The organism is Pseudomonas sp. F2 (assembly GCF_057174385.1).
In genome coordinates, this window is the sequence record NZ_CM169904.1 from 3,957,195 (window position 1) to 3,977,690 (window position 20,496).

The following is a 20,496-nucleotide window of genomic DNA, read 5'->3' on the forward strand; positions in this document are numbered from 1 at the left end:
GTTAGTGGGCGACGGCAGCAGCGCCGTGTTCGTCGATGAGTGCGCCGTTGTGGAAACGGTCGATGGAGAACGGTGCTGCCAATGGGTGCATTTCACCCTTGGCCAGACTCGCGGCAAACACGTTGCCCGAGCCAGGTGTGGCTTTGAAGCCGCCGGTGCCCCAACCGCAGTTGAAGAACATGTTCGGTACCGGGGTTTTCGAAATGATCGGGCAAGCGTCCGGCGTGGTGTCGACGATGCCGCCCCACTGACGGTTCATGCGCACCCGCGACAGCACCGGGAACATCTCGACGATGGCCTGGATGGTGTGCTCGATCACCGGGTACGAACCGCGCTGGCCGTAGCCGTTGTAGCCGTCGATACCGGCGCCGATCACCAGGTCGCCCTTGTCCGACTGGCTGATGTAACCGTGCACGGCGTTGGACATGATCACGCTGTCGATGATCGGTTTGATCGGCTCGGACACCAGTGCCTGCAGCGGGTGGGACTCGATCGGCAGACGGAAACCGGCCAGCTTGGCCATGTGTCCGGAGTTACCGGCGGTGACCACACCGACACGCTTGGCACCGATGAAACCCTTGTTGGTTTCAACGCCGATGCACACGCCGTTTTCCTTGCGGAAACCGATGACTTCGGTCTGCTGGATCAAGTCCACGCCCAAGGCGTCGGCGGCACGGGCAAAGCCCCAGGCCACGGCATCGTGACGGGCAACGCCGCCACGACGTTGAACGGTCGCGCCCATCACTGGGTAGCGGGTGTTTTTCGAGCAGTCGAGGTACGGGATCTCGTCCGCCACTTGCTTGGCGTTGAGCAGTTCGCCGTCGACGCCATTGAGGCGGTTGGCGCTGACCCGACGCTCGGAATCACGGATGTCCTGCAGGGTGTGGCACAGGTTGTAGACGCCGCGCTGGGAGAACATCACGTTGTAGTTCAGATCCTGCGACAGACCTTCCCACAGTTTCATCGCGTGTTCGTACAGGTGCGCCGACTCGTCCCACAGGTAGTTGGAGCGAACGATGGTGGTGTTGCGCGCGGTGTTGCCACCGCCCAGCCAGCCCTTCTCGACCACGGCCACGTTGGTGATGCCGTGTTCCTTGGCCAGGTAGTAGGCGGTCGCCAGACCGTGCCCGCCACCGCCGACGATGACCACGTCGTAGACCTTCTTCGGCGTTGGCGTGCGCCACATGCGCTGCCAGTTCTCGTGGTGGCTGAGGGAGTGTTTGAAGAGGCCGAAGCCCGAATAGCGTTGCATAGTCATTTACTCCAAACCGCTCAGCGATAAACCGGGTAGTCGGCGCACAGTGCCGCGACGTTCTTGGCCACATTCGCTTCAACGTCGGCGTCACCGAGGTTGTCGAGGATGTCGCAGATCCAGCCGGCCAGCGCTTCGCACTGGGCAACCTTGAAGCCACGCGTGGTGACGGCCGGGGTGCCGATGCGCAGGCCCGAGGTCACGAACGGCGACTGCGGGTCGTTCGGCACGGCGTTCTTGTTGACGGTGATGTGCGCGCGGCCAAGGGCGGCGTCAGCATCTTTGCCGGTCAGGCCCTGACGGATCAGGCTGACCAGGAACAGGTGGTTGTCGGTACCGCCGGACACTACATCGTAGCCACGTTTGATAAACACGCTGGCCATGGCCTTGGCGTTGTCGATCACTTGTTGCTGATAGGCCTTGAAGCCGGGCTCCAGCGCTTCCTTGAAGCACACCGCTTTACCGGCGATGACGTGCATCAGCGGGCCGCCCTGGGCGCCGGGGAATACCGCGGCGTTGAGCTTTTTCTCGATCTCTTCGTTGGACTTGGCCAGGATCAGCCCGCCACGTGGACCGCGCAGGGTCTTGTGGGTGGTGGTGGTGACCACGTCGGCGTAAGGCAGCGGGTTCGGGTACAGGCCAGCAGCGACCAGACCGGCGACGTGGGCCATGTCGACGAACAGCAGCGCACCCACCTTGTCGGCGATCTGGCGGAAGCGCGGGAAGTCCAGCGTCTTCGAATAAGCAGAGAAACCGGCAACGATCATCTTCGGCTTGCACTCGACGGCCAGACGCTCGACTTCGTCGTAATCGATCAGACCGGTGTCGGTGTTGATCCCGTACTGCACCGCGTTGTACAGCTTGCCCGAGGACGAGACTTTCGCGCCGTGGGTCAGGTGACCGCCATGAGCGAGGCTCATACCGAGAATGGTGTCGCCCGGCTGGATCAGTGCCAGATACACGGCGCTGTTGGCCGAGGAACCGGAGTGCGGCTGGACGTTGGCGTAATCGGCACCGAACAGTTGCTTGGCGCGTTCGATGGCCAGCGCTTCGACTTTATCCACGTGCTCGCAGCCGCCGTAGTAGCGCTTGCCCGGATAACCTTCGGCGTATTTGTTGGTCAGGCCGCTGCCCTGCGCTTGCATCACGCGTTTGCTGGTGTAGTTCTCCGACGCGATCAGCTCGATGTGATCTTCCTGACGTTGCTCCTCGGCATTCATCGCCGCCAGCAGTGCATCGTCGTAACCCTGGATCTGGTCTTGCTTGCTGAACATCGCGTCTCTCCCAGCGGCGTCGGTGCGCCATTTCGTCTTGGTCAGGCACGCGGCTTGCGGAGGTGCCCTTTGATGCGATGGTATGGCCGGCGCAGACAGCCCAGATGCCTACGGACGCCACACAAAGGTGCGTTTACGACATGGCGGGAAATGGTCTTGCCAGACTCGATCTCGAAAGCACTGAAGAACCCTGTGGGAGCTGGCTTGCCAGCGATGGCGATAGCACATCTGGTATTGATGACGACTGACCCACCGCTATCGCTGGCAAGCCAGCTCCCACAGGGTTACGCGGCGACTTGGCGGATAAGTAGCAGCAAGAGGAAATGTGCAGGATAGAGGGCGTAGCCCCAGCGCCGCATCGGTGGCGGCTGGAGATGTCGCGCGTGTCGCAACAGGAACACCCCGAGCAATGGCGCAAACAGACACGCCGCGATACCAAACACCGCCACGTAGTTACCGAACTCCGCCGCCTCATACAGCACCCGCCACTGATTGCCCGCCAGACACACTAGCCCCGGCAGGAGGCCGAAATACCAGGGACGACGGATCACCCACAGCAGCGCCAGCGGCAACAGCACGCCAAACATGCCGAACATCAGCCACTGCGAAAACAACGCCGCCAGCAGCAAGGCGCCCGCGCCCAAAAGCCGCGACAACAACGTACGATCCTGCCAGCCCCGCGCCACCAGTAACCCGAGCGCCAGGGTGGGCATCACGTTCAAGGTGTCGGGATCAAGAATGTACAAACGATAAGGAATTTCACTGACCGCGCTGAACAGTAGCAACCAGCCCAGATAGCGCCACTCGGTCTTCTGCGCACCGGCGCGGGCCAGGTTCGCCGCCATCGCCAGACAGAACCACGGGAATGCCATGCGTCCCGGCACATACAGCCAATCGGCGCTGATCCCGACATATCGCAGGTGATCGAGCAGCATGCTCAGCAGCGCCAGCCACTTGAGCAGATCGAGTGCGCCGTCGCGCTGGCTCAGGTGCATAATCGGCTCGCATCCTTGTAAAGTTCTGACAGCGACATCCCGTGTGCTCCCCGGAAGATCTTCGGTAAAGTGCGCACCCTCATTGACCACGAGCCTTCACAAGAGTCTCGACCACGGAAGCCGGCCATGACCGACAAGAGCCAACAATTCGCCAGCGACAACTACTCCGGTATCTGCCCTGAAGCCTGGGCTGCCATGGAACAGGCCAACCACGGCCACCAGCGCGCTTATGGCGACGATGAATGGACCGCACGTGCGGCCGACCATTTCCGCAAGCTGTTCGAAACCGACTGCGAAGTGTTCTTCGCCTTCAACGGCACCGCCGCCAACTCGCTCGCGCTGTCGTCGCTGTGCCAGAGTTACCACAGCGTGATCTGCTCGGAAACCGCTCACGTCGAAACCGACGAATGCGGCGCCCCGGAATTCTTCTCCAACGGCTCGAAACTGCTGATCGCCGGTACCGAAAACGGCAAGATCACCCCGCAGTCGATCCGCGAAGTCGCGCTCAAGCGCCAGGACATCCACTACCCGAAACCACGGGTCGTGACCCTGACCCAGGCCACCGAAGTCGGCAGCGTCTACACCCCGGAAGAAGTCCGTGCCATCAGCGCCACCTGCAAGGAACTGGGCCTGCACCTGCACATGGACGGCGCGCGCTTCTCCAACGCCTGCGCGTTCCTCGGCTGCTCGCCAGCCGACCTGACCTGGAAAGCAGGTGTCGATGTGCTGTGCTTCGGCGGCACCAAAAACGGCATGGCGGTGGGTGAGGCAATCCTGTTCTTCAACCACAAACTGGCCGAAGACTTCGATTACCGCTGCAAACAGGCCGGGCAACTGGCGTCGAAAATGCGTTTCCTGTCGGCACCGTGGGTCGGCATCCTCGAAAACGACGCCTGGCTCAAATACGCCCGCCACGCCAACCACTGCGCGCAATTGCTGGCCGAGCTGGTCAGCGACATCCCGGGCGTGGAACTGATGTTCCCGGTGCAGGCCAACGGCGTGTTCCTGCAACTCTCGGAACCGGCCATCGCCGCACTGACCGCAAAGCACTGGCGCTTCTACACCTTCATCGGCAAGGGCGGCGCGCGTTTCATGTGCTCGTGGGACACCGAAGAAGAACGTGTGCGCGAACTGGCGCGCGATATCCGCGAAGTGATGTCCGCCTGATTCTTCCTCTGTAGGAGCTGCCGCAGGCTGCGATCTTTTGATCTTGATCTTAAAAACAAAATCAAAAGATCGCAGCCTGCGGCAGCTCCTACAGGGATTGCGATGTTCCTTGGTCTACATTGTCTGTCGAGCCCTCCGCTCACATAACAACAAGCAGGAGCATCGGCATGTCGCTACAAGGCAAAACCCTGTTCATCACCGGCGCCAGCCGTGGCATCGGGCGTGAGATTGCGCTGCGGGCCGCGAAGGACGGGGCCAATATCGTGATTGCGGCCAAGAGCGCCGAAGCCCATCCGAAATTGCCGGGCACCATCCACAGCGTCGCCGCAGAAGTCGAAGCGGCCGGCGGCAACGCCCTGGCGCTGCAACTGGATGTACGTGATGAAGACGCGGTGCGCCGTGCGCTGGCCCAGGCCAACGAACATTTCGGCGGCATCGATGCGCTGGTGAACAATGCCGGGGCGATCAAGTTGACCGGTGTGCAACACATCGAACTCAAGCGGTTCGACCTGATGCACCAGATCAACACCCGTGCGGTGCTGCTGTGCAGCCAGGCCGCCCTGCCCTATCTGAAGAAATCCGCCGGACACATCCTCAACCTGTCGCCGCCGCTGAATATGGCGAGCAAATGGTTCGCCCAATACAGCCCCTACACCGTGACCAAATACGGCATGAGCATGCTGACGGTAGGCATGAGCGAGGAATTCGCCAGTTACGGCATCAGCGTCAATTCGCTGTGGCCGCAGACGATGATTGCCACGGCGGCGATCGAGTTTCAGTTGGGCAATCGCGAGTCGTTCAAGCAGGCGCGCCTGCCTTCGATCATGGCGGATGCGGCGCATGTGATTCTGAGCAGCAGCGGGCGACAGATCAGCGGGCGGTTATTGATAGATGAGGAGATTTTGCGCGAGAGCGGCGTGACCGAATTCGATCACTACCGATTTGATCCGGACAGCACCGCCCCCCTTATGCCTGACTTGTTCGTCGACTGAAAATACCTACCCCTGTAGGAGCTGCCGAAGGCTGCGATCTTTTGATCTTGTTTTTAGGATCTAAAGATCGCAGCCTTCGGCAGCTCCTACAGGGATCCGGCTCAGAATTCGATTCTGACGTCGCCTTTCGGCACGCTGCAGCACGACAGAATGTACCCCTCGGCCTCGTCGTCCTCGGTAATCCCGCCGTTGTGCTCCATCTCTACTTCGCCGCCCAGTTTCATCACCTTACACGTGCCGCAGATCCCCATGCCGCAAGCTTTCGGGATCATCAGGCCCAGCTTGGCCGCCGCCGCATGCACGGTTTCGCCCGGGGCCACGCGAATGCTCTTGCCGGAAGCGGTGAACTCGACCTGATGCAGATCCGCCGCATCGATTTCCGGTGCTTCGGCCGCTTGTTCGGCTTGCTCCACTGCATCGGCGCGAGCTTCCGGTGGCGTGGCGCCGAAGGATTCCTCGTGATAACGCGACATGTCGTAGCCGGCGGCTTCGAGCAGGCGCTTGACGGCGGTCATGTACGGCGTCGGGCCGCAGCAGAACACTTCGCGCTCAAGGAAGTCGGGAACCATCAGCTCCAGCATCTTGTGATTGAGGTAGCCGCGATAGCCGGCCCACGGCTCGCCCAGCCCGTGTTTCTCGCAGATCAGGTGCAGGCTGAAGTTGTCGATCCGCGACGCCATGTGCTCCAGCTCGCGGTGGTAAATGATGTCTTTCGGCGAGCGGGCGCTGTGGATAAAGGTCATGTCGACATTGGCGTTGGTGTCGTAGAACCAGCGCGCCATCGACATGCACGGGGTGATCCCCACACCACCGCTGAGATACAGCACTTTCGGGCTCGGGAAGTCGATGGCATTGAACAGCCCGACCGGCCCGTGCACCGCCAGCTCCTGGCCTTCATGCAGGGTGTCGTGCAACCAGTTGGAAACCTTGCCGCCCGGCACGCGCTTGATGGTCACCGAGAAGCTGTACGGCACCGACGGCGAACTGGAAATGGTGTACGAACGCATGATCGGCTGACCGTCGATTTCCAGCTCCAGGGTTACAAACTGCCCGGGCTTGAAGAAGAACAGGATCGGCTGGTCGGCCATGAAGCAGAAGGTGCGTACGTCCCAGGTTTCCTGGATGACTTTGACGCAACGGACGATGTGTCGGCCATTGGCCCAGGTCTGGGTGGTGACCGGATTCAGGAAGCTGTTGGACATGCTGTTCTCCACGGCCGACTGTCGGCCTTCATGTGGCGATTCTGCGTATAGCGTGAACCGCCCGTTTACCTATCCGCGACATCGGCATACTTATCGCGACCAGCCCCCAACCACCGGGGGTTGCGCGTCGGGAACAGATTGCACCATGTCGCCCATGGATAAGGTTCCGGGCAGCGCCGGCCCCACACTCGTCTCACACCAAGACAACTTCTTTACACCTTGCGTAGCAACCCTGATCAGCCACTTTCGCCGGCCACGCAGATGGCCTTGAGGATCACATTGATGGACACCGCAAAAATCAGCCTGGGCGACCCGCTGGAACCCGCACGCAAGGCCACCGCACAGATGCTGCAGGAGCGCGAACGTACCTTTTCGCTGCCGCAGCCGTTCTATAACGATGAGCGCTTGTTCGATATCGATATGCAGGAGATCTTCCAGAAGGAATGGTTGATCGCCGGCATGACCTGCGAGATCCCGGCCAAGGGCAACTACATCACCCTGCAGATCGGCAAGAACCCGATCATCGTCATTCGTGGCGCCGAGGGTGTGGTGCATGCGTTCCACAACGTCTGTCGCCACCGAGGCTCGCGCCTGTGCACCAGCGACAAGGGCAAGGTTGCCAAACTGGTCTGCCACTACCACCAGTGGACCTACGAGCTGGACGGTCGCCTGCTGTTCGCCGGTACCGAGATGGGCGCCGACTTCGACATGAAGCAGTACGGCCTCAAACCGGTGAACGTGAAGACGGCCGGCGGCTACATCTTCATCAGCCTGGCGGAAAACCCGCCGGCCATCGATGACTTCCTGTCGACGCTGAACCACTACATGGAACCGTACGACATGGAGAACACCAAGGTGGCGGTGCAAACCACCTTGATGGAAAAGGCCAACTGGAAACTTGTGCTGGAAAACAACCGCGAGTGCTACCACTGCGGCGGCTCGCACCCTGAATTGCTGAAAACCCTGCTGGAATGGGACGACGTGACCGACCCGCGCGCCGATCAGGCGTTCAAGGATCACGTTGCCGCGTCTGCTGCTGCCTGGGAAGCCGAGAAAATCCCTTACGCCCACGCCAGTTTCGGCCTGCGCAACCGCATCGTGCGCATGCCGCTGCTCAAGGGCACCGTGTCGATGACCCTGGACGGCAAACAGGGCTGCGCCAAGCTGATGGGCCGGATCAAGAATCCGGACCTGGGTTCGATGCGCATCCTGCACCTGCCGCACTCGTGGAACCACTGCATGGGCGACCACATCATCGTGTTCACCGTGTGGCCGATCAGCGCCCAGGAAACCATGGTCACCACCAAATGGCTGGTGCACAAGGACGCCGTCGAAGGCGTGGATTACGACGTCGAACGCATGCGCCAGGTGTGGGACGCAACCAACGACCAGGACCGGCGTCTGGCCGAAGAAAACCAGCGCGGGATCAACTCCACGGCTTATCAGCCGGGGCCGTACTCCAAGACCTATGAGTTTGGCGTGGTCAACTTCGTGGACTGGTACAGCGAGCGGATGCTGAACAACCTCGGGGCGGAGCCAGCGCCGTACCTCAAGGGCGTGCCTGTCCAAGGCTAAAAACATTGCTGGCAAGCCAGCTCCCACAGTGGTCGATGGTGTTCACAGATACCGTGTACACCGCAAAACCTGTGGGAGCTGGCTTGCCAGCGATGGCGTCAGAACATTCACCGCCTCACGTCGATGACCACCTCAAACTGCCATCCTCCCCAATAAACTCCTCAAAAATCTCCTCCCCCACCAACCTGATTTTCGCGTAGCCGTTCAACACCCGCAGCGGATAGTCCGGATCGTTCGCATCCTGCGTCTCCGAAAACAGCACCCGCGAATGGCCGTTCAGCTCGCTGGTGGTGCCGTAGGGAATCGCTCCGTGGCCAGCGCAGCGCGCATGCAGTCCACCTTGTGGCGCATAGACGATGCCGTTGTGCAGATGCCCCCAATACCAGTAATCAGGCTCGCGCCCCAGCGCATCGCACACCGGTTGATACAGCGCGGTCTTGTGGTGCCCGGTGATGTCGAAGCCCTGATGGTGGCTGAGCACCATGAGTTTCTTGCGTTTCGGCAGGCCCTTCATCCACTCGATCTGCGGTTTGTTGAGGGTGCCGTCCATGTACAGGTTCATGACATCCGAAGCGTACGCGGTGTCCAGCCCGACAATCAGCCAGTCGTCGTTGATCAGGGCAAAGTAGCTGGTGCCTTGCTGCCGCGGAAAACGCGCGGCCAGTTCCTTGAAGTAACCGTGGGCGCCGCTGTACATCTCGTGATTGGAGTTGAGGGTGAACGAGCCGTGGGTGCCCATCGGCCAGCCGGCCATGTCGGTGTCTTCCTGGGAGTGGCTGCCGGCGTAATAAACATCCCCCAAATGAATGGTGAAATCAGCGTTCGCCAGTTGCATCTGATTGGCCACCAACACCGCCGGCGCGTGGCTGTTGAACGGCCCGGTGCCCCAGTCACCGGCAATCGCCAGCGTCACTTCGCGATCCATGGTCACCATCGCCGGGTCAGTGCCGAAGGTCGCGTGATGGCGCAGGTTTTCGATCCACTTGAGCAGCGCTTCGCTCCATAGCAGATCCAGCAGTTCCCATTTGCGACATCCCAGCAGCGTGCCGTCCTTGAGCACCTTGGTCTGCAATTGATCGGGCGATTGCGGCAACGGCGTGGCATTGCCGATGCGCAGGATCGACAGACCATGGGACAACTCCCACGGCACCGCTGGTTCGTCGTCCGGCAGCTCGCCGTTTTTCAGCACGTATTGCGCCTGATCGTGGCCGCGCTGCAGCAGCTTGATGATTGCCTGAAACTCCTGCGGCTCCAATTCGCTGATGAGCTTCATCCAGGCCATTTCCATGCGCGTGAACAAGCCGTGAATGCGCACCTTGACCTTGTCGTATTCATGCTTCAGATGACCGACCGCTGACATGGCGTAATCCTCTATCCGTAAGGGTTCACAGGGTTTTCATGAATTCGATCAACGCACGCTTGTCGTCGTCCGACAGCGTGGTGCCATACAGGTGACCGCTGTTGTGGTTGCCCTCCAGGCGGGTGTCGTATTTGAAGTCCGCCGAGGCTTTGGCCTGGGCACCCGTGGTAACGAAACCGACGTTGACCGGGTCGTAGACGTCGGAGCCGGTGATGAACACCACCGGGCGTTTTTCCGGCGGTTGCAGCAAGTCCCACAGGGTTGGCACCGAACCGTTGTGCAGGTACGGCGCGCGCAGCCAGATGCCGTCGGTCGGCGTGTTGCTGTAGCTCTGGGTCTTGCGATACGCGCCGAAGTCGAACGGCGGTTTCTTGAAGGTGTGGAACGCCGTCACCAGACCGGTGGTGAATGAGTCCAGCCGATGTGGATCGGTGCCGAGCTGATCGATGTTGGTGGTCACTTGCCCGGTGTCGGCGCGACCGAAGTCGTGGCACGCGGCGCAATTGGCGTCCCAGAGTGGTTTGCCCTGGGCGACCCTGGCCTGATCCAGTGCCCACGGCCACGCCGGCGCCTTGTGCCCGAGCAGCCAGTTGGTCACCCGGTTGAAGCTTGGCGGCAGCACCGATTCCGGCGTTGCGCCCACGGCCATTGCCGCGGCGTAGTTGCGTTCGTGGATCTTGTTGTTATTGCCGTCCCAGTGCAGGTACATCGACTCCCGCGGTTTCTGGTTCCACACTTGCGGCAGGTCGACGGTGCCGATGGTCGAGTCATCCGGGAAGCCGAACACCACCATTTTCGTCGGGTTGAAGGTGTCGGTGCGACCCGGGCCCTGTTGCGGACGCAGCTTTTGCCAGGCGTAGGCCTGCTTCTGTTTGAGCAAAGCGCTTTTCGCCATCGGGATGATCAGGTAGCGGTTGTAGAGTTTCTCGAAAAAGCCCAGCTGGAATTTGCCGTTGATCGCCGCCATCACCGCGTCGGTGGTGAATGTCGGATCGCTGGCGCAATCGTAGGCGAACCACTGGAAGGCCTGCAGTTGCAGGGTGTTGGCCGGCGCGCTGGGCACGTTGACCGCGACGTCGCTGGCATTGGCCCGATAGGATCCTGTGTGACACAGCGCGCAGTTCGGTTCCACGGTCGGGTAACCGATCTGCCGCTTGGCCATGCCGATCGGCAGGTCCTTGCCGTTCTCATAGAGAAAGCCGAAGACCTCCCAGCCGCCGGGCTTGGGCAGTTTTTCCGGGCACATCTGTGGCAGCACGGCGAACAGGTAATACGGGATCCGCGCTTCGATGCCCAGGCCGATGGCGGCGTATTTATAGTGATCTTCGTCGGAGGCGTATTCCTGCTCCGGTACCACCCGCAGCATCTGGTACCAGGTCTCGTAACCGATAAACCCCAACACCGCGACAACCACCAGCGTGCCGACCTTGAAGGCGTGACGCTGCCATTGCCGCGCCCAGGCCGCGCGCCACTCGCGACAGCCATCGCACAGCAGCGCCCATGGCCGGTTCGCGGGCGTGGTGCCGAGGTACAGCAGAATGCCGAGGATCAGGAAAAAGCTCAGATCGCCAAGCAGCATCGGCACGAACACCGAGCCTTGAATGCTGGTGTTGATCAGGTAAATCCAGAACACCACGGCGATCAGCCGCGTCAGCACGCACAGCCAGGAATGCACCACATAGCGCGGCGCGTTGAAGCCCGACGGCATGTAAAACACGCTGATGCCCACCAGCAGCATCCCGGCGTTTTCCAGCCACGGGTCGGAGAGTTGCGGCGGCAGACCGACCACCGATGTCAGCAACCCCGGCGCAAACAGCGCCGGGATCGCGAACACCATGTTCATCGCAATGCCGATCCAGATGAAGCGTTGAAACCAGCGGATGTAGCTGTCCATGTCATCCATTTCCTTCTGACCACCAACCTGCAATGTCCCTTGTGGTGAGGGGATTTATCCCCGACGGGTCGCGAAGCGGCCCCAAACCCTGCCAACGCGGTCTGTCAGGATCACCGCGCGCTCAGGTTTTACGACTGCTGCGCAGCCGATCGGGGATGAATCCCCTCGCCACAGAGAATCTCCTCAACACAGAAATCAGTAATCGATCTCAACCGAGGGCCGTTTTCTCCAGGTGCTCAAGGATGATCGGATACACATCCACCACCGCGTTCTTGCCGAACATGCAATCGATGTGGCCGTAACCCGGCACCACATGCCGGCTGTAACGCTCCGGCCCGTGGACTGCGCAGACGCGCTGGTAGGTCTTGAGCGTGCTTTCCGGCAGGTAACACTGGTTCTCCGCGCCGCTGATAAAGCAGATCGGCATGGTCAGCCGCTCAAAGTGCGGCATGTACACATCGTTGCCCTTGAAATCCACCAGATGCCCTTTGCGCACGATCAGCGCCAAATGCTCGAAAGTCTCGATGTTCGACTCGCCGAACAGTTCGTGCAGGTTGTCGTGCAGGGTTTCGTTAAGGGTGTCGTGGCGATACAGCGAGGCGTACATGAAGGTGATGCGGTGGCACACCGGGTTGGTGCAGTAGCCCTGCGCTTCGATCCGCGCGTAGCCGTTGAGGGCCTTGTCATAGAGCCGGTTGAACCAGTTTTCCTTGCTGTCGGCGTAAGCGGTCATCGATTTGATACCGATGGCGTCGAGCATTCCCGGCAAGTGCAGACCCGCCTTCAGTCCCGTGGCCGTGGCGACCACGGTGTCAGCGGCAATCTGCGAGCAGACCACCGAACGCACGCCTTGCAACCCCGCCAACAGCGACATGAAGAACGTCGTCGCGCCGTAGCAATGCACCACGCATTGCACGTCTTTGGCCTGGGTTTCTTGCTGAATCTGCGCGATGGCAGCCTTGAAGTCGTACTGGGCGATCTGGTCGCCGTTCCATTCCTTCTTGCTCGCCGGCAGCAGAATGCTCACCCGGAAATCCAGCAGCCACACGTCGTAATCGTGCTTGCACAAATACTCCAGCAGGTTGGTCTGGATGGTGTCGGTGGAGAAGATATTCGAACCGACACCCAAGCCATGCACCAGCATCACCGGGCCTTTGCTGCCGGCCTGATAACGAGTCAGGCGCAGTTCGACGCCGTCCTCGGTGGGGAAGAAATGCACCGCCGGGGTTGGCGCATCCAGCGGCCGTTTCAGCCGTGGCGGCGCGTCGGGATTGAAGTATTTGTCCCCTGCAAACACCCCGCCGTAACTCTCCCAGAGAATCCCGGCGAAGAACTTGCCGAAGCGCGCCAGGCCTTCGATGCGCTCACGCTCGTTGCGCGCGTTGAGCACTTTCATGGTAGTCATCTGCTTGGCGAAATCGGTCGGATGAATGTGCATCACCCCGGAGCCGATCACCTCGCCCGACTTGTCCGGCCCGCGGTACAGCGTCACGTACAGGGTGCTGGTGTCGTGCCAGATATTCAGCACGCCGTTGTCTTCCGGCACGGTTTTGAAGGCGCTGAAGAAATAGTCGGTGCCGTCCTCGGCGGTCAGCTTCATGTCGTATTTCATGTGCCGCGTATCGACCTGCTGCTCGAACTGTTCGAACAGGTTGAACACGCCGTTGCTGGCGGTCAGCGGTTGCGGCGACAGCGTCGGGGCATTGACCGTACCGACAATGGTCGCGGCGTGCTCCGGCTCCTTGATCATCCGGTTGAGGTCGTTGGCGGTGATGGTCAGGGTGAAGTCGATCGGCGAGTTGTCCGCCTCACCGCGTTTGGCCGCCGCTTCGTAGACTTTCAGATCGGTGCTTTGTGCGGCGGTGAAAGCGCGGGAGAAATAGCCCTTCATGGTTTCGGTGAACTGCACGCCGAGGGTCGGCGGTGCCACCTGTTTGCGCGGTGCCGACGGCAGTGTGTAGTCGATGTGCCAACCGCGGTCAGCGGCGAGCAGGCCCATGTTGCGCTCGCTCACGGCAGAGATGGTCAGCAGCGGATTGACCGCCAATGATGTCGGAATCACCGCGCCGTCCGTCACGTACAGATTGGCGTAAACATCGGTGCCACTGGCGCCGCTGAACACCTGACCCTTGTGATTGACCACGCCCTGCCCGGCGTCTTCACCCATCACGCAACCGCCCAGCGGATGCACCGAAACGATGCTGTGCTTGAGCAGCTGGGTCCAGATCGGGTTCTCGACCCAGACCCCGCCGAGTGCCTTGGTGCTCTGGTACAGCCGCTCGTTGCCGAGCTTGAAGTTTTCCTGCTCGCCGACACCCGGCCAGTCGATGCGCAACTGATCCTTGCTGTCGAGCAGCATCCGGCCCTGGCCACTGTCGTGGCTCATGATCAGGTAGGTCTGCATGTTGTGCAGCGCGCCGTAATACGGGCCGCGCAGGAAGCTTTCGGCCTCGCGCTCCTTGTAGCCAAGCTTGCCGCTGAAACTGTCGTCGGTGGCCTTGCCGATCATCTCGGCAAACCCGGCCATCGCCGGCACCATTGGCCGGCCGAGCGCGCCGGGGATCGAACCTTCCTCGATGACCATGCGGCTGCGCCAGTCACCTTCGGTGCGCATGTCGATGACCGAGGTGATGCACGGGCCAACGGGGTGCAGTTCCTTGGCCGAATGCGCGCCGAAGCCGATGCCGTTGATGGTCTGCTCGCAGTTGTGGCCGAAGCCGAGAATGTCACCGTTACCGCTCATGTTCTGACCGAGCTGGCCGGACATCACCAGGCCTTTGTCCCGCGAACGCAACAGAATCTCGGTGGAACCCAGGGTGCCGGCAGACACCACCACGATGTCGGCTTTCACGAACAGCGTCGGTGCGTCGAATTTCTCGCGACCGCTGTCGAGGTACTGGAAATGCACGATCCAGCCATCGCCGGCGCGCTCCAGATGACGCACTTCGGCCTGGCAGAAAATCTCCGCGCCGTGGTTCCAGGCATCCGGCAGATAGTTCATCAGCGTGGTGTTTTTGGCCTTGTTGTTACAGCCCGAGACGCAGTCGCCGCACTGGTTGCACGGCAACTGTTCAACGCCGACGTGGTTGAGATTGTTCGGCAGTTTGTCGAAGGTCACGTTGATCGGTGGCTTGTAGAAGTGCGCGCCTTGCTTGAGGTAGTCAGCAGACTTTTTATTGGCGTCGAGCTTGGGCAGATTCGGCGCGCTGTTCGGGTACGGATTGGGCTTGAGCATTTCCCGGGCGCGGGCGTAACCGTCCTTGAGTAACGTATCGCGGTGTTCGCGTACCGCTTGCGGCCAGCGCGGGTCATCGAACACCCCGGGCTCTGGCTCCAGTGCCACGTTGGCGTTGATCAACGACGTACCGCCGAGGCCACAACCCACCACCACATTCTGCTGGGCATTCACGTGCAGATCGAACAGGCCGGTGCGCGAGCCAATGTGGCCGTCCGGGTCGTGGATCTGCAACTCTTCAGTCGCGGCAATCATGGTGTTGGGGTATTCACCGGGCTGAATTTCCCGCCCGCGTTCAAGCAGGCACACCTGCTTGCCGGCCCGGGACAGCCGCGACGCAGCAATGCCGCCGCCATAGCCGGAGCCGATAACGATCACGTCATAGTGTTCCTTGATCTCACTGATGGGCGTTGCGATGCGTGTCATGAGGGTGTTCCTCTCTCAGGCAGATAGGGGGCAACTCTGCGGTTGCCTGCAATCAATGGGCGAACGGGCACCTGGCCTCCGGGCGAGCCCGGCGACAGCACAACGGTCGGAGCAGCAGGTCGCTACAGACGAGCGTGTTGATTGGCCGCACGTCGTAACGTGCGCTTGCGGGGCGTGGGGGGATGGCGGTGTGGGCGGCTATCCATCATGCGTTCTCCCAGAACCTGATGTGGATAAGTGACGGCTGTCCTTGTGCCATTGCAGTGAAGACAGCGCAGGAATCGAAGTCAAGGCCGCGCCTTAGAACTGTATGAAATCTGATCAATTGCCGTTTGGACTATGCCCGGCAAGGCCTGCAGGGTTTGGCGAACAAGTTATCCACATAGCCATGCACAGCAAATGGGGGTAACTGTGGATGAACCGAAAAATAACGGGCTGATTTGTGAAGAAAAATCGTGACTTATCCAGAAGGATGGTTTGCACGAGTGATTGAGTGTTTTTTGATCAAGTCTCTACATGCCACGTTTCATAAGGCCTGCAGAGGATGGCGAACACGTTATCCACAGAAGCGCCAACAGAGTTCGGGGGTAACTTTGTTGCAGCTGTGGAAAAGCGCTGAGTGCTGCGCAATTCGTGGGATTGCGCGGGAATTATCAGCTTTAAAAGCCTAATCGATCATTTATTGAGCAATTCTCTACAAGCCATGTTTCATAAGGCTCACAGCGTATAGCGAACATCTTATCCACAGAAGCGCCAACAGAGATTGGGGGCAACTCTTGAACTTATTCAGGAGAAAACGTCTGGAAAAACCGTGACTTAGGCTGGTTGTTTTTTGATCTTGGGCCTGGAGGGCTTGAACGGCGTGGGGTACAGGGATGGGCGAACACGTTATCCACAGATCCGCCAACAGGGATTGTGGGTAAACATATTCAGTCAGGTACACATGGATTCCAATGTGGGAGCGAGCCTGCTCGCGAAAGCGTCGGATCAGTCGACACATGTATCAACTGACAATCCGCTTTCGCGAGCAGGCTCGCTCCCACAGGGGGGAGGCAGAGTCTGGAAGAAGGTGTCGCTAGCGGACGACGCCTTCTTCAATCAGCAGTTTGAGGATCGCTTCAGCGCCGGCCTGCGCGGTGACGCCCTTGAGCACCTGTCCCCCGCCGCCACTGGCCTTGGCCGTCGCCGCTTTCATCCGGTCCGCACCGCTCTTGGCCTTAATCACCTTCAGACGTTTCGGCCGTGGTTTGGCCGGTTGCAAGGTGGCGACGGTCAGCAGTTCATCGTTCAGCACTGCCACATCTTCGGCATTGAGCACACCCCGCCGCGCCGGGCCGTAGGCGCTCTGCCGTGGCTTGGGTGCAGCGTTATCCACAGTCGCCAGAAACGGCAGCTTCACTTTGAGACGCCGCCGCTGCCCACGGGGCAAGGCTTGCAGCACCAGCGCCGAGCCGTCGCTGATCGATTCGACCTGCGCCAGTCCCACCACCAGCGGCCAGCCCAGTCCTTCGGCGAGCAGAAATGGCAACATGCCCGAGCCTTCGCCGGTTTCCGCCTGCGTGCCGGTCAGCACCACCTGGGCGCCGGCATCGCGCAGATACGCGGTCAGCGCCGGCAAGGCGTCGGCGCCAGCGGGTTGCTCCAGCACGTGCATCTGCGCGAGTCCCATGCCCAGATAGGCGCGCAGCGCCGGTTCGGCAACGTCCCCGGCATGCAGCACTTGCAGGTTATCCCCCGCCAGCTGCAGGCCCAGTTCCACGGCGCGCGCGTCCTGTTCGGCACGGCGTGGCCGGCCCGAGGTCGGGTGGGCGCCGATGGAGACCAGGCTGATGACATTGGTGTTCATAACTGTGTCCTTCCCTTAAGCCGCATCGCGCTTGGCGTCGTTGCGGTAAGCCGCTACCGCCGCGATCAAGGCTTGAAGAATCTCCGCGCTCTCGCCGATCACCGACAGGTCGGCGCGTTTGATCATGTCGCATCCCGGGTCGAGGTTGATCGCCACCACCTTGTCGCAGGCACCGATGCCCTGCAGGTGCTGGATCGCCCCGGAGATACCCACAGCCACATAAACCCGTGCGGTGACCCAGGTACCGGACGCGCCGACCTGCCGGTCACGGGCCATGAAGCCGTCGTCCACCGCCACCCGCGAGGCGCCTTCGGTGGCGCCGAGCGCCGCCGCCGTCTGGTGAAACAGCGCCCAGTCCTTGACCCCGTTGCCGCCGGAGAAAATGAACTCGGCTTCGGCCATCGGAATGGCCGCCGGATCCACCGCCACCGCACCCAGATCCTCGATCCGCGACAGGCTGCGCGCCACCGTTGTGGATAACTCCACCGGCAGGGCTTCGTGACGGGTTTCGCTGACCGGTTCGGCGCATTCGGCGGCAGCCAGAATCAAGCGGGCGACCGGCCGCGCCAGGTCTTGCAAGCCCGCGCCAGCGCGCCCGATGCATTGCTGATCCTTGACCTGCCAGACCCGTGTGGCCGGGCGTTCGCCCAGTGCTGCGGCCAGTCGCCGACCGAGTTCACCGCCACCGCTGCGGCTGTCCGGCAGTAGCCAATGGCGCGGGTTGAACTGGTTATCCACAGCCCGCAAGCCCTGCACCCGTTGTTCCGGTGCATAACCGCTGAATTGGTCGCCCTCCAGTACCAGCAAACGATCGACGCCGGCCGTGGCGAAGGCGCTCTCTTTGTGTTCGCCAAACACCACCGCCAGCACCGCACCGTCCTTGCCGGCCAGTTGGTGAGCCAGGCCCAGCAGGTCGCGGTCGTGGCTGCTCAAACGCCCACCGACCATGTCCGGCACCACGCTGATGTAGAACGCCGGGGCCGGTACCTGATGCAGCGGCAGTTGCACTTCAACCGTGGCCGAGCGTTTGACTGCCCCACCCTGTTGCGCGCCGCTGCGGTCGATACGCTTGATGCCGTTGGGGCCGATGAAACCGATGCCGTGCAGGTTCTTGCGGATGATCCCGTTGGGGCCCATCCAGCTGTGTTGCGCCGGTTGCATGGCCGCGTGCAGCGGGTGCAGACGGTTACGCGCAATCCATTCGGCGCGTGGGTCGCGGCGGATAATGTCGCTCATCAGTGGGCCTCCGCAGGTTCACGTTTGGCCGGCGTGGCAGGCTTGTCTGGCGCGGCATCTTCAAGCAGCGCGTCGGCCACCAGTTCGGCGATGTCCTTGATCAGCGGACGCGGTTCGACCACGCCTTCGAGCATCGCCGTGCATTGTGGACAACCCACCGCCACCAGCTCGGCGCCGGTCTCGCGGATGTCTTCCATGCGCATGTCGGGAATCCGCTGCTTGCCCGGAATGTCAGTGATCGGCGCACCGCCACCACCGCCGCAGCAGCGCGAGCGGAAGCCGGAACGTTGCATCTCTTTGACCTCGATGCCGAGGGCGCGCAGCACTTCACGCGGCGCCTCGTACTCGCCGTTGTAGCGACCGAGGTAGCACGGGTCGTGATAGGTCACGCTGTTGCCTTTGTGCTGACCGAGGTTCAGCGCACCGGCCTGAATGATTTCCGCCATGTAGGTGCTGTGGTGCTGCACCAGGTAGTTGCCGTCGAACGCGCCGTACTCGTTTTTCAGCACATGGAAACTGTGCGGATCGCAGGTGACGATGCGGTTGAAGCGGTATTTGGCCAGGGTCTGGATATTGCGTTTGGCGAGCAACTGGAACGTCGCTTCGTCGCCCAGACGCCGGGCCACGTCGCCGCTGTCGCGTTCTTCGAGGCCGAGTACGGCGAAGTCGATTTTCGCGGCCTTCAGCACTTTGACGAACGCACGCAAGGTGCGCTGGTTACGCATGTCGAAGGCGCCGTCGCCGACCCAGAACAGCACGTCAGTGGAGTTCTTCTCGCTCAGCAGATTGAGGTTCAGGTCCGCCGCCCAGTTCATCCGCCCACCCGGGGCAAAACCGCCGGGGTTGTCGGTGGCGATCAGGTTTTCCAGGACTTCGGCGCCCTTGTTCGGGGTCGCGCCTTTTTCCAGCGTCAGGTGGCGGCGCATGTCGACGATCGCGTCGACGTGCTCGATCATCATCGGGCATTCCTCGACGCAGGCCCGGCAGGTGGTGCACGACCACAGGGTTTCGGCATCGACCAGACCGTTGACGATCGGTTGATGCGGATTGCCGCTGTGTTCACCAATGGGCTTGCCCGGATACGGACTGCCAGCAAACTTCGCGTCAGTGCCGCCAGCCAGGCCGACGACCATGTCCTGAATCAGCTTTTTCGGGTTCAGCGGCTGGCCGGCAGCGAACGCCGGGCACGCGGCTTCGCACTTGCCGCACTGCACGCAGGCGTCAAAACCGAGCAACTGGTTCCAGGTGAAATCCTTGGGTTTTTCCACACCGAGCGGCGCGCTTGGATCATTCAGATCCAGCGGTTTCAAACCGGTGGAACGACCGCCGCCAAAGCGCTCGGCGCGACGGTGCCAGGCCAGGTGCAGGGCACCAGCGAAGGCGTGCTTCATCGGCCCGCCCCAGGTCATGCCGAAGAACAGTTCCGACACGCCCCACAAAACGCCGAGCCCGAGAATCGCTGCCAGCAGCCAGCCGCCGAAGTTCTCTGGAAGGATCCCGACCACCGGCAAGGTCACCAGAAAGAACGACGCCGAGAACGCCAGCAGGCTTTTCGGCAGACGCATCCACGGGCCTTTCGACAGCCGTGCCGGCGGGTTGAGCCGACGCCGATAAACGAAGATTGCCCCGACGAACATCACCGCCGTCATCAACAGCAGCGCGTAGCCGAGGATGCGGTTATGCAGGCCGAAACCGTGCACCAGAATCGCCAGCACAATCGACGCCACCGCACCACCGGCCGTAGCCACGTGGGTGTTGGCGATGTATTTGTCCCGCGCCACCACGTGGTGCAGGTCGACCATGTAACGCTTGGGCATGGCGAACAGGCCGCCGATCAGATCGACCTTGGAGGCCCGGCCCCGACGCCACATGGCCACCCGCCGCAACGCGCCCAGCACCGCAAGGGCCAGGGCTGCGAACAACAGGATTGGAAGAAGGGTGTTCAACATGGTGAAGCTCCCACCAGTACAGCCTGGAGAAACACGGTCCGCTTTACTGTGGGAGCGAGCCTGCTCGCGCAAGCGGAGAATCAGTCAGCTCAT

General features: G+C 61.4%; 13 protein-coding genes. 3 read left to right on the forward strand and 10 right to left on the reverse strand.

Going from position 1 to position 20,496, the window contains the following annotated elements:
* Nucleotide 1 precedes the first annotated feature (1 nt).
* The 3 genes from AC193Q_RS17850 to AC193Q_RS17860 all read right to left on the reverse strand — a co-directional run bounded on the left by AC193Q_RS17850 (nt 2) and on the right by AC193Q_RS17860 (nt 3,521).
* Entirely contained in the window at nt 2-1,252 is a 1,251-nt protein-coding gene (locus AC193Q_RS17850; protein ID WP_003206307.1) for a sarcosine oxidase subunit beta, read from the reverse strand.
* A 20-nt stretch (nt 1,253-1,272) separates the two neighbouring features.
* Nucleotides 1,273-2,526: a serine hydroxymethyltransferase gene (gene glyA / locus AC193Q_RS17855; protein WP_041069902.1), complete on the reverse strand. Its 1,254-nt coding sequence runs from the start codon at nt 2,524-2,526 to the stop codon at nt 1,273-1,275.
* Nucleotides 2,527-2,810: 284 nt separating this feature from the next.
* Nucleotides 2,811-3,521, reverse strand: coding sequence for a TraX family protein (locus AC193Q_RS17860; RefSeq protein ID WP_483878648.1), 711 nt, complete (start codon nt 3,519-3,521; stop codon nt 2,811-2,813).
* 126 nt (nt 3,522-3,647) lie between these two features.
* Between AC193Q_RS17860 and AC193Q_RS17865 the strand changes: the two genes are divergently transcribed.
* Both AC193Q_RS17865 and AC193Q_RS17870 read left to right on the forward strand, forming a co-directional pair.
* Nucleotides 3,648-4,688: a threonine aldolase family protein gene (locus AC193Q_RS17865; RefSeq protein ID WP_047297063.1), complete on the forward strand. Its 1,041-nt coding sequence runs from the start codon at nt 3,648-3,650 to the stop codon at nt 4,686-4,688.
* Nucleotides 4,689-4,855: 167 nt separating this feature from the next.
* Nucleotides 4,856-5,680 carry an SDR family oxidoreductase gene (locus AC193Q_RS17870; RefSeq protein WP_047297064.1) on the forward strand — a complete coding sequence of 275 codons (825 nt, stop codon included), beginning with the start codon at nt 4,856-4,858 and terminating at the stop codon, nt 5,678-5,680.
* Between the two features lie 101 nt (nt 5,681-5,781).
* Here AC193Q_RS17870 and gbcB read toward each other — a convergent pair whose 3' ends face one another.
* Nucleotides 5,782-6,882: a glycine-betaine demethylase subunit GbcB gene (gene gbcB / locus AC193Q_RS17875; protein WP_041069889.1), complete on the reverse strand. Its 1,101-nt coding sequence runs from the start codon at nt 6,880-6,882 to the stop codon at nt 5,782-5,784.
* 282 nt (nt 6,883-7,164) lie between these two features.
* Here gbcB and gbcA point away from each other — a divergent pair, with 282 nt between their 5' ends.
* The gene (gbcA, locus tag AC193Q_RS17880; protein ID WP_047297065.1) at nt 7,165-8,457 is read left to right on the forward strand and encodes a glycine-betaine demethylase subunit GbcA; all 1,293 of its coding nucleotides are present in this window, start codon (nt 7,165-7,167) and stop codon (nt 8,455-8,457) included.
* Nucleotides 8,458-8,572: 115 nt separating this feature from the next.
* Here the strand turns inward: gbcA and AC193Q_RS17885 are convergent, their stop codons facing one another.
* The 6 genes from AC193Q_RS17885 to dgcB form a co-directional block, all read right to left on the reverse strand.
* On the reverse strand, nt 8,573-9,817 hold the full coding sequence (locus AC193Q_RS17885; protein ID WP_095668145.1) for a metallophosphoesterase family protein: 1,245 nt from the start codon (nt 9,815-9,817) through the stop codon (nt 8,573-8,575).
* Nucleotides 9,818-9,842: 25 nt separating this feature from the next.
* Nucleotides 9,843-11,711 carry a c-type cytochrome gene (locus tag AC193Q_RS17890; protein ID WP_095668144.1) on the reverse strand — a complete coding sequence of 623 codons (1,869 nt, stop codon included), beginning with the start codon at nt 11,709-11,711 and terminating at the stop codon, nt 9,843-9,845.
* Nucleotides 11,712-11,919: 208 nt separating this feature from the next.
* Complete coding sequence (locus AC193Q_RS17895; protein WP_121187559.1) at nt 11,920-15,372, reverse strand: GMC oxidoreductase; 3,453 nt, start codon at nt 15,370-15,372, stop codon at nt 11,920-11,922.
* 1,075 nt (nt 15,373-16,447) lie between these two features.
* Entirely contained in the window at nt 16,448-17,218 is a 771-nt protein-coding gene (etfB, locus tag AC193Q_RS17900; RefSeq protein WP_483878649.1) for an electron transfer flavoprotein subunit beta, read from the reverse strand.
* 15 nt (nt 17,219-17,233) lie between these two features.
* Nucleotides 17,234-18,454, reverse strand: coding sequence for an electron transfer flavoprotein subunit alpha (gene etfA / locus AC193Q_RS17905; RefSeq protein ID WP_121187563.1), 1,221 nt, complete (start codon nt 18,452-18,454; stop codon nt 17,234-17,236).
* The gene (gene dgcB, locus AC193Q_RS17910) at nt 18,454-20,403 is read right to left on the reverse strand and encodes a dimethylglycine demethylation protein DgcB (protein WP_121187565.1); all 1,950 of its coding nucleotides are present in this window, start codon (nt 20,401-20,403) and stop codon (nt 18,454-18,456) included. The genes etfA and dgcB overlap by 1 nt, the downstream gene beginning before the upstream one ends.
* Nucleotides 20,404-20,496: the final 93 nt, after the last annotated feature.

Excerpts from the sequence above, each read along its gene's own strand:
- gbcA (WP_047297065.1), top strand. The coding sequence starts at position 7,165 with ATGGACACCGCAAAAATCAGCCTGGGCGACCCGCTGGAACCCGCACGC.
- AC193Q_RS17850 (WP_003206307.1), bottom strand. The coding sequence starts at position 1,252 with ATGCAACGCTATTCGGGCTTCGGCCTCTTCAAACACTCCCTCAGCCAC.
- etfB (WP_483878649.1), bottom strand. The coding sequence starts at position 17,218 with ATGAACACCAATGTCATCAGCCTGGTCTCCATCGGCGCCCACCCGACC.
- AC193Q_RS17865 (WP_047297063.1), top strand. The coding sequence starts at position 3,648 with ATGACCGACAAGAGCCAACAATTCGCCAGCGACAACTACTCCGGTATC.
- etfA (WP_121187563.1), bottom strand. The coding sequence starts at position 18,454 with ATGAGCGACATTATCCGCCGCGACCCACGCGCCGAATGGATTGCGCGT.
- dgcB (WP_121187565.1), bottom strand. The coding sequence starts at position 20,403 with ATGTTGAACACCCTTCTTCCAATCCTGTTGTTCGCAGCCCTGGCCCTT.
- gbcB (WP_041069889.1), bottom strand. The coding sequence starts at position 6,882 with ATGTCCAACAGCTTCCTGAATCCGGTCACCACCCAGACCTGGGCCAAT.
- AC193Q_RS17870 (WP_047297064.1), top strand. The coding sequence starts at position 4,856 with ATGTCGCTACAAGGCAAAACCCTGTTCATCACCGGCGCCAGCCGTGGC.
- AC193Q_RS17895 (WP_121187559.1), bottom strand. The coding sequence starts at position 15,372 with ATGACACGCATCGCAACGCCCATCAGTGAGATCAAGGAACACTATGAC.
- AC193Q_RS17860 (WP_483878648.1), bottom strand. The coding sequence starts at position 3,521 with ATGCACCTGAGCCAGCGCGACGGCGCACTCGATCTGCTCAAGTGGCTG.
- AC193Q_RS17890 (WP_095668144.1), bottom strand. The coding sequence starts at position 11,711 with ATGGACAGCTACATCCGCTGGTTTCAACGCTTCATCTGGATCGGCATT.
- AC193Q_RS17885 (WP_095668145.1), bottom strand. The coding sequence starts at position 9,817 with ATGTCAGCGGTCGGTCATCTGAAGCATGAATACGACAAGGTCAAGGTG.
- glyA (WP_041069902.1), bottom strand. The coding sequence starts at position 2,526 with ATGTTCAGCAAGCAAGACCAGATCCAGGGTTACGACGATGCACTGCTG.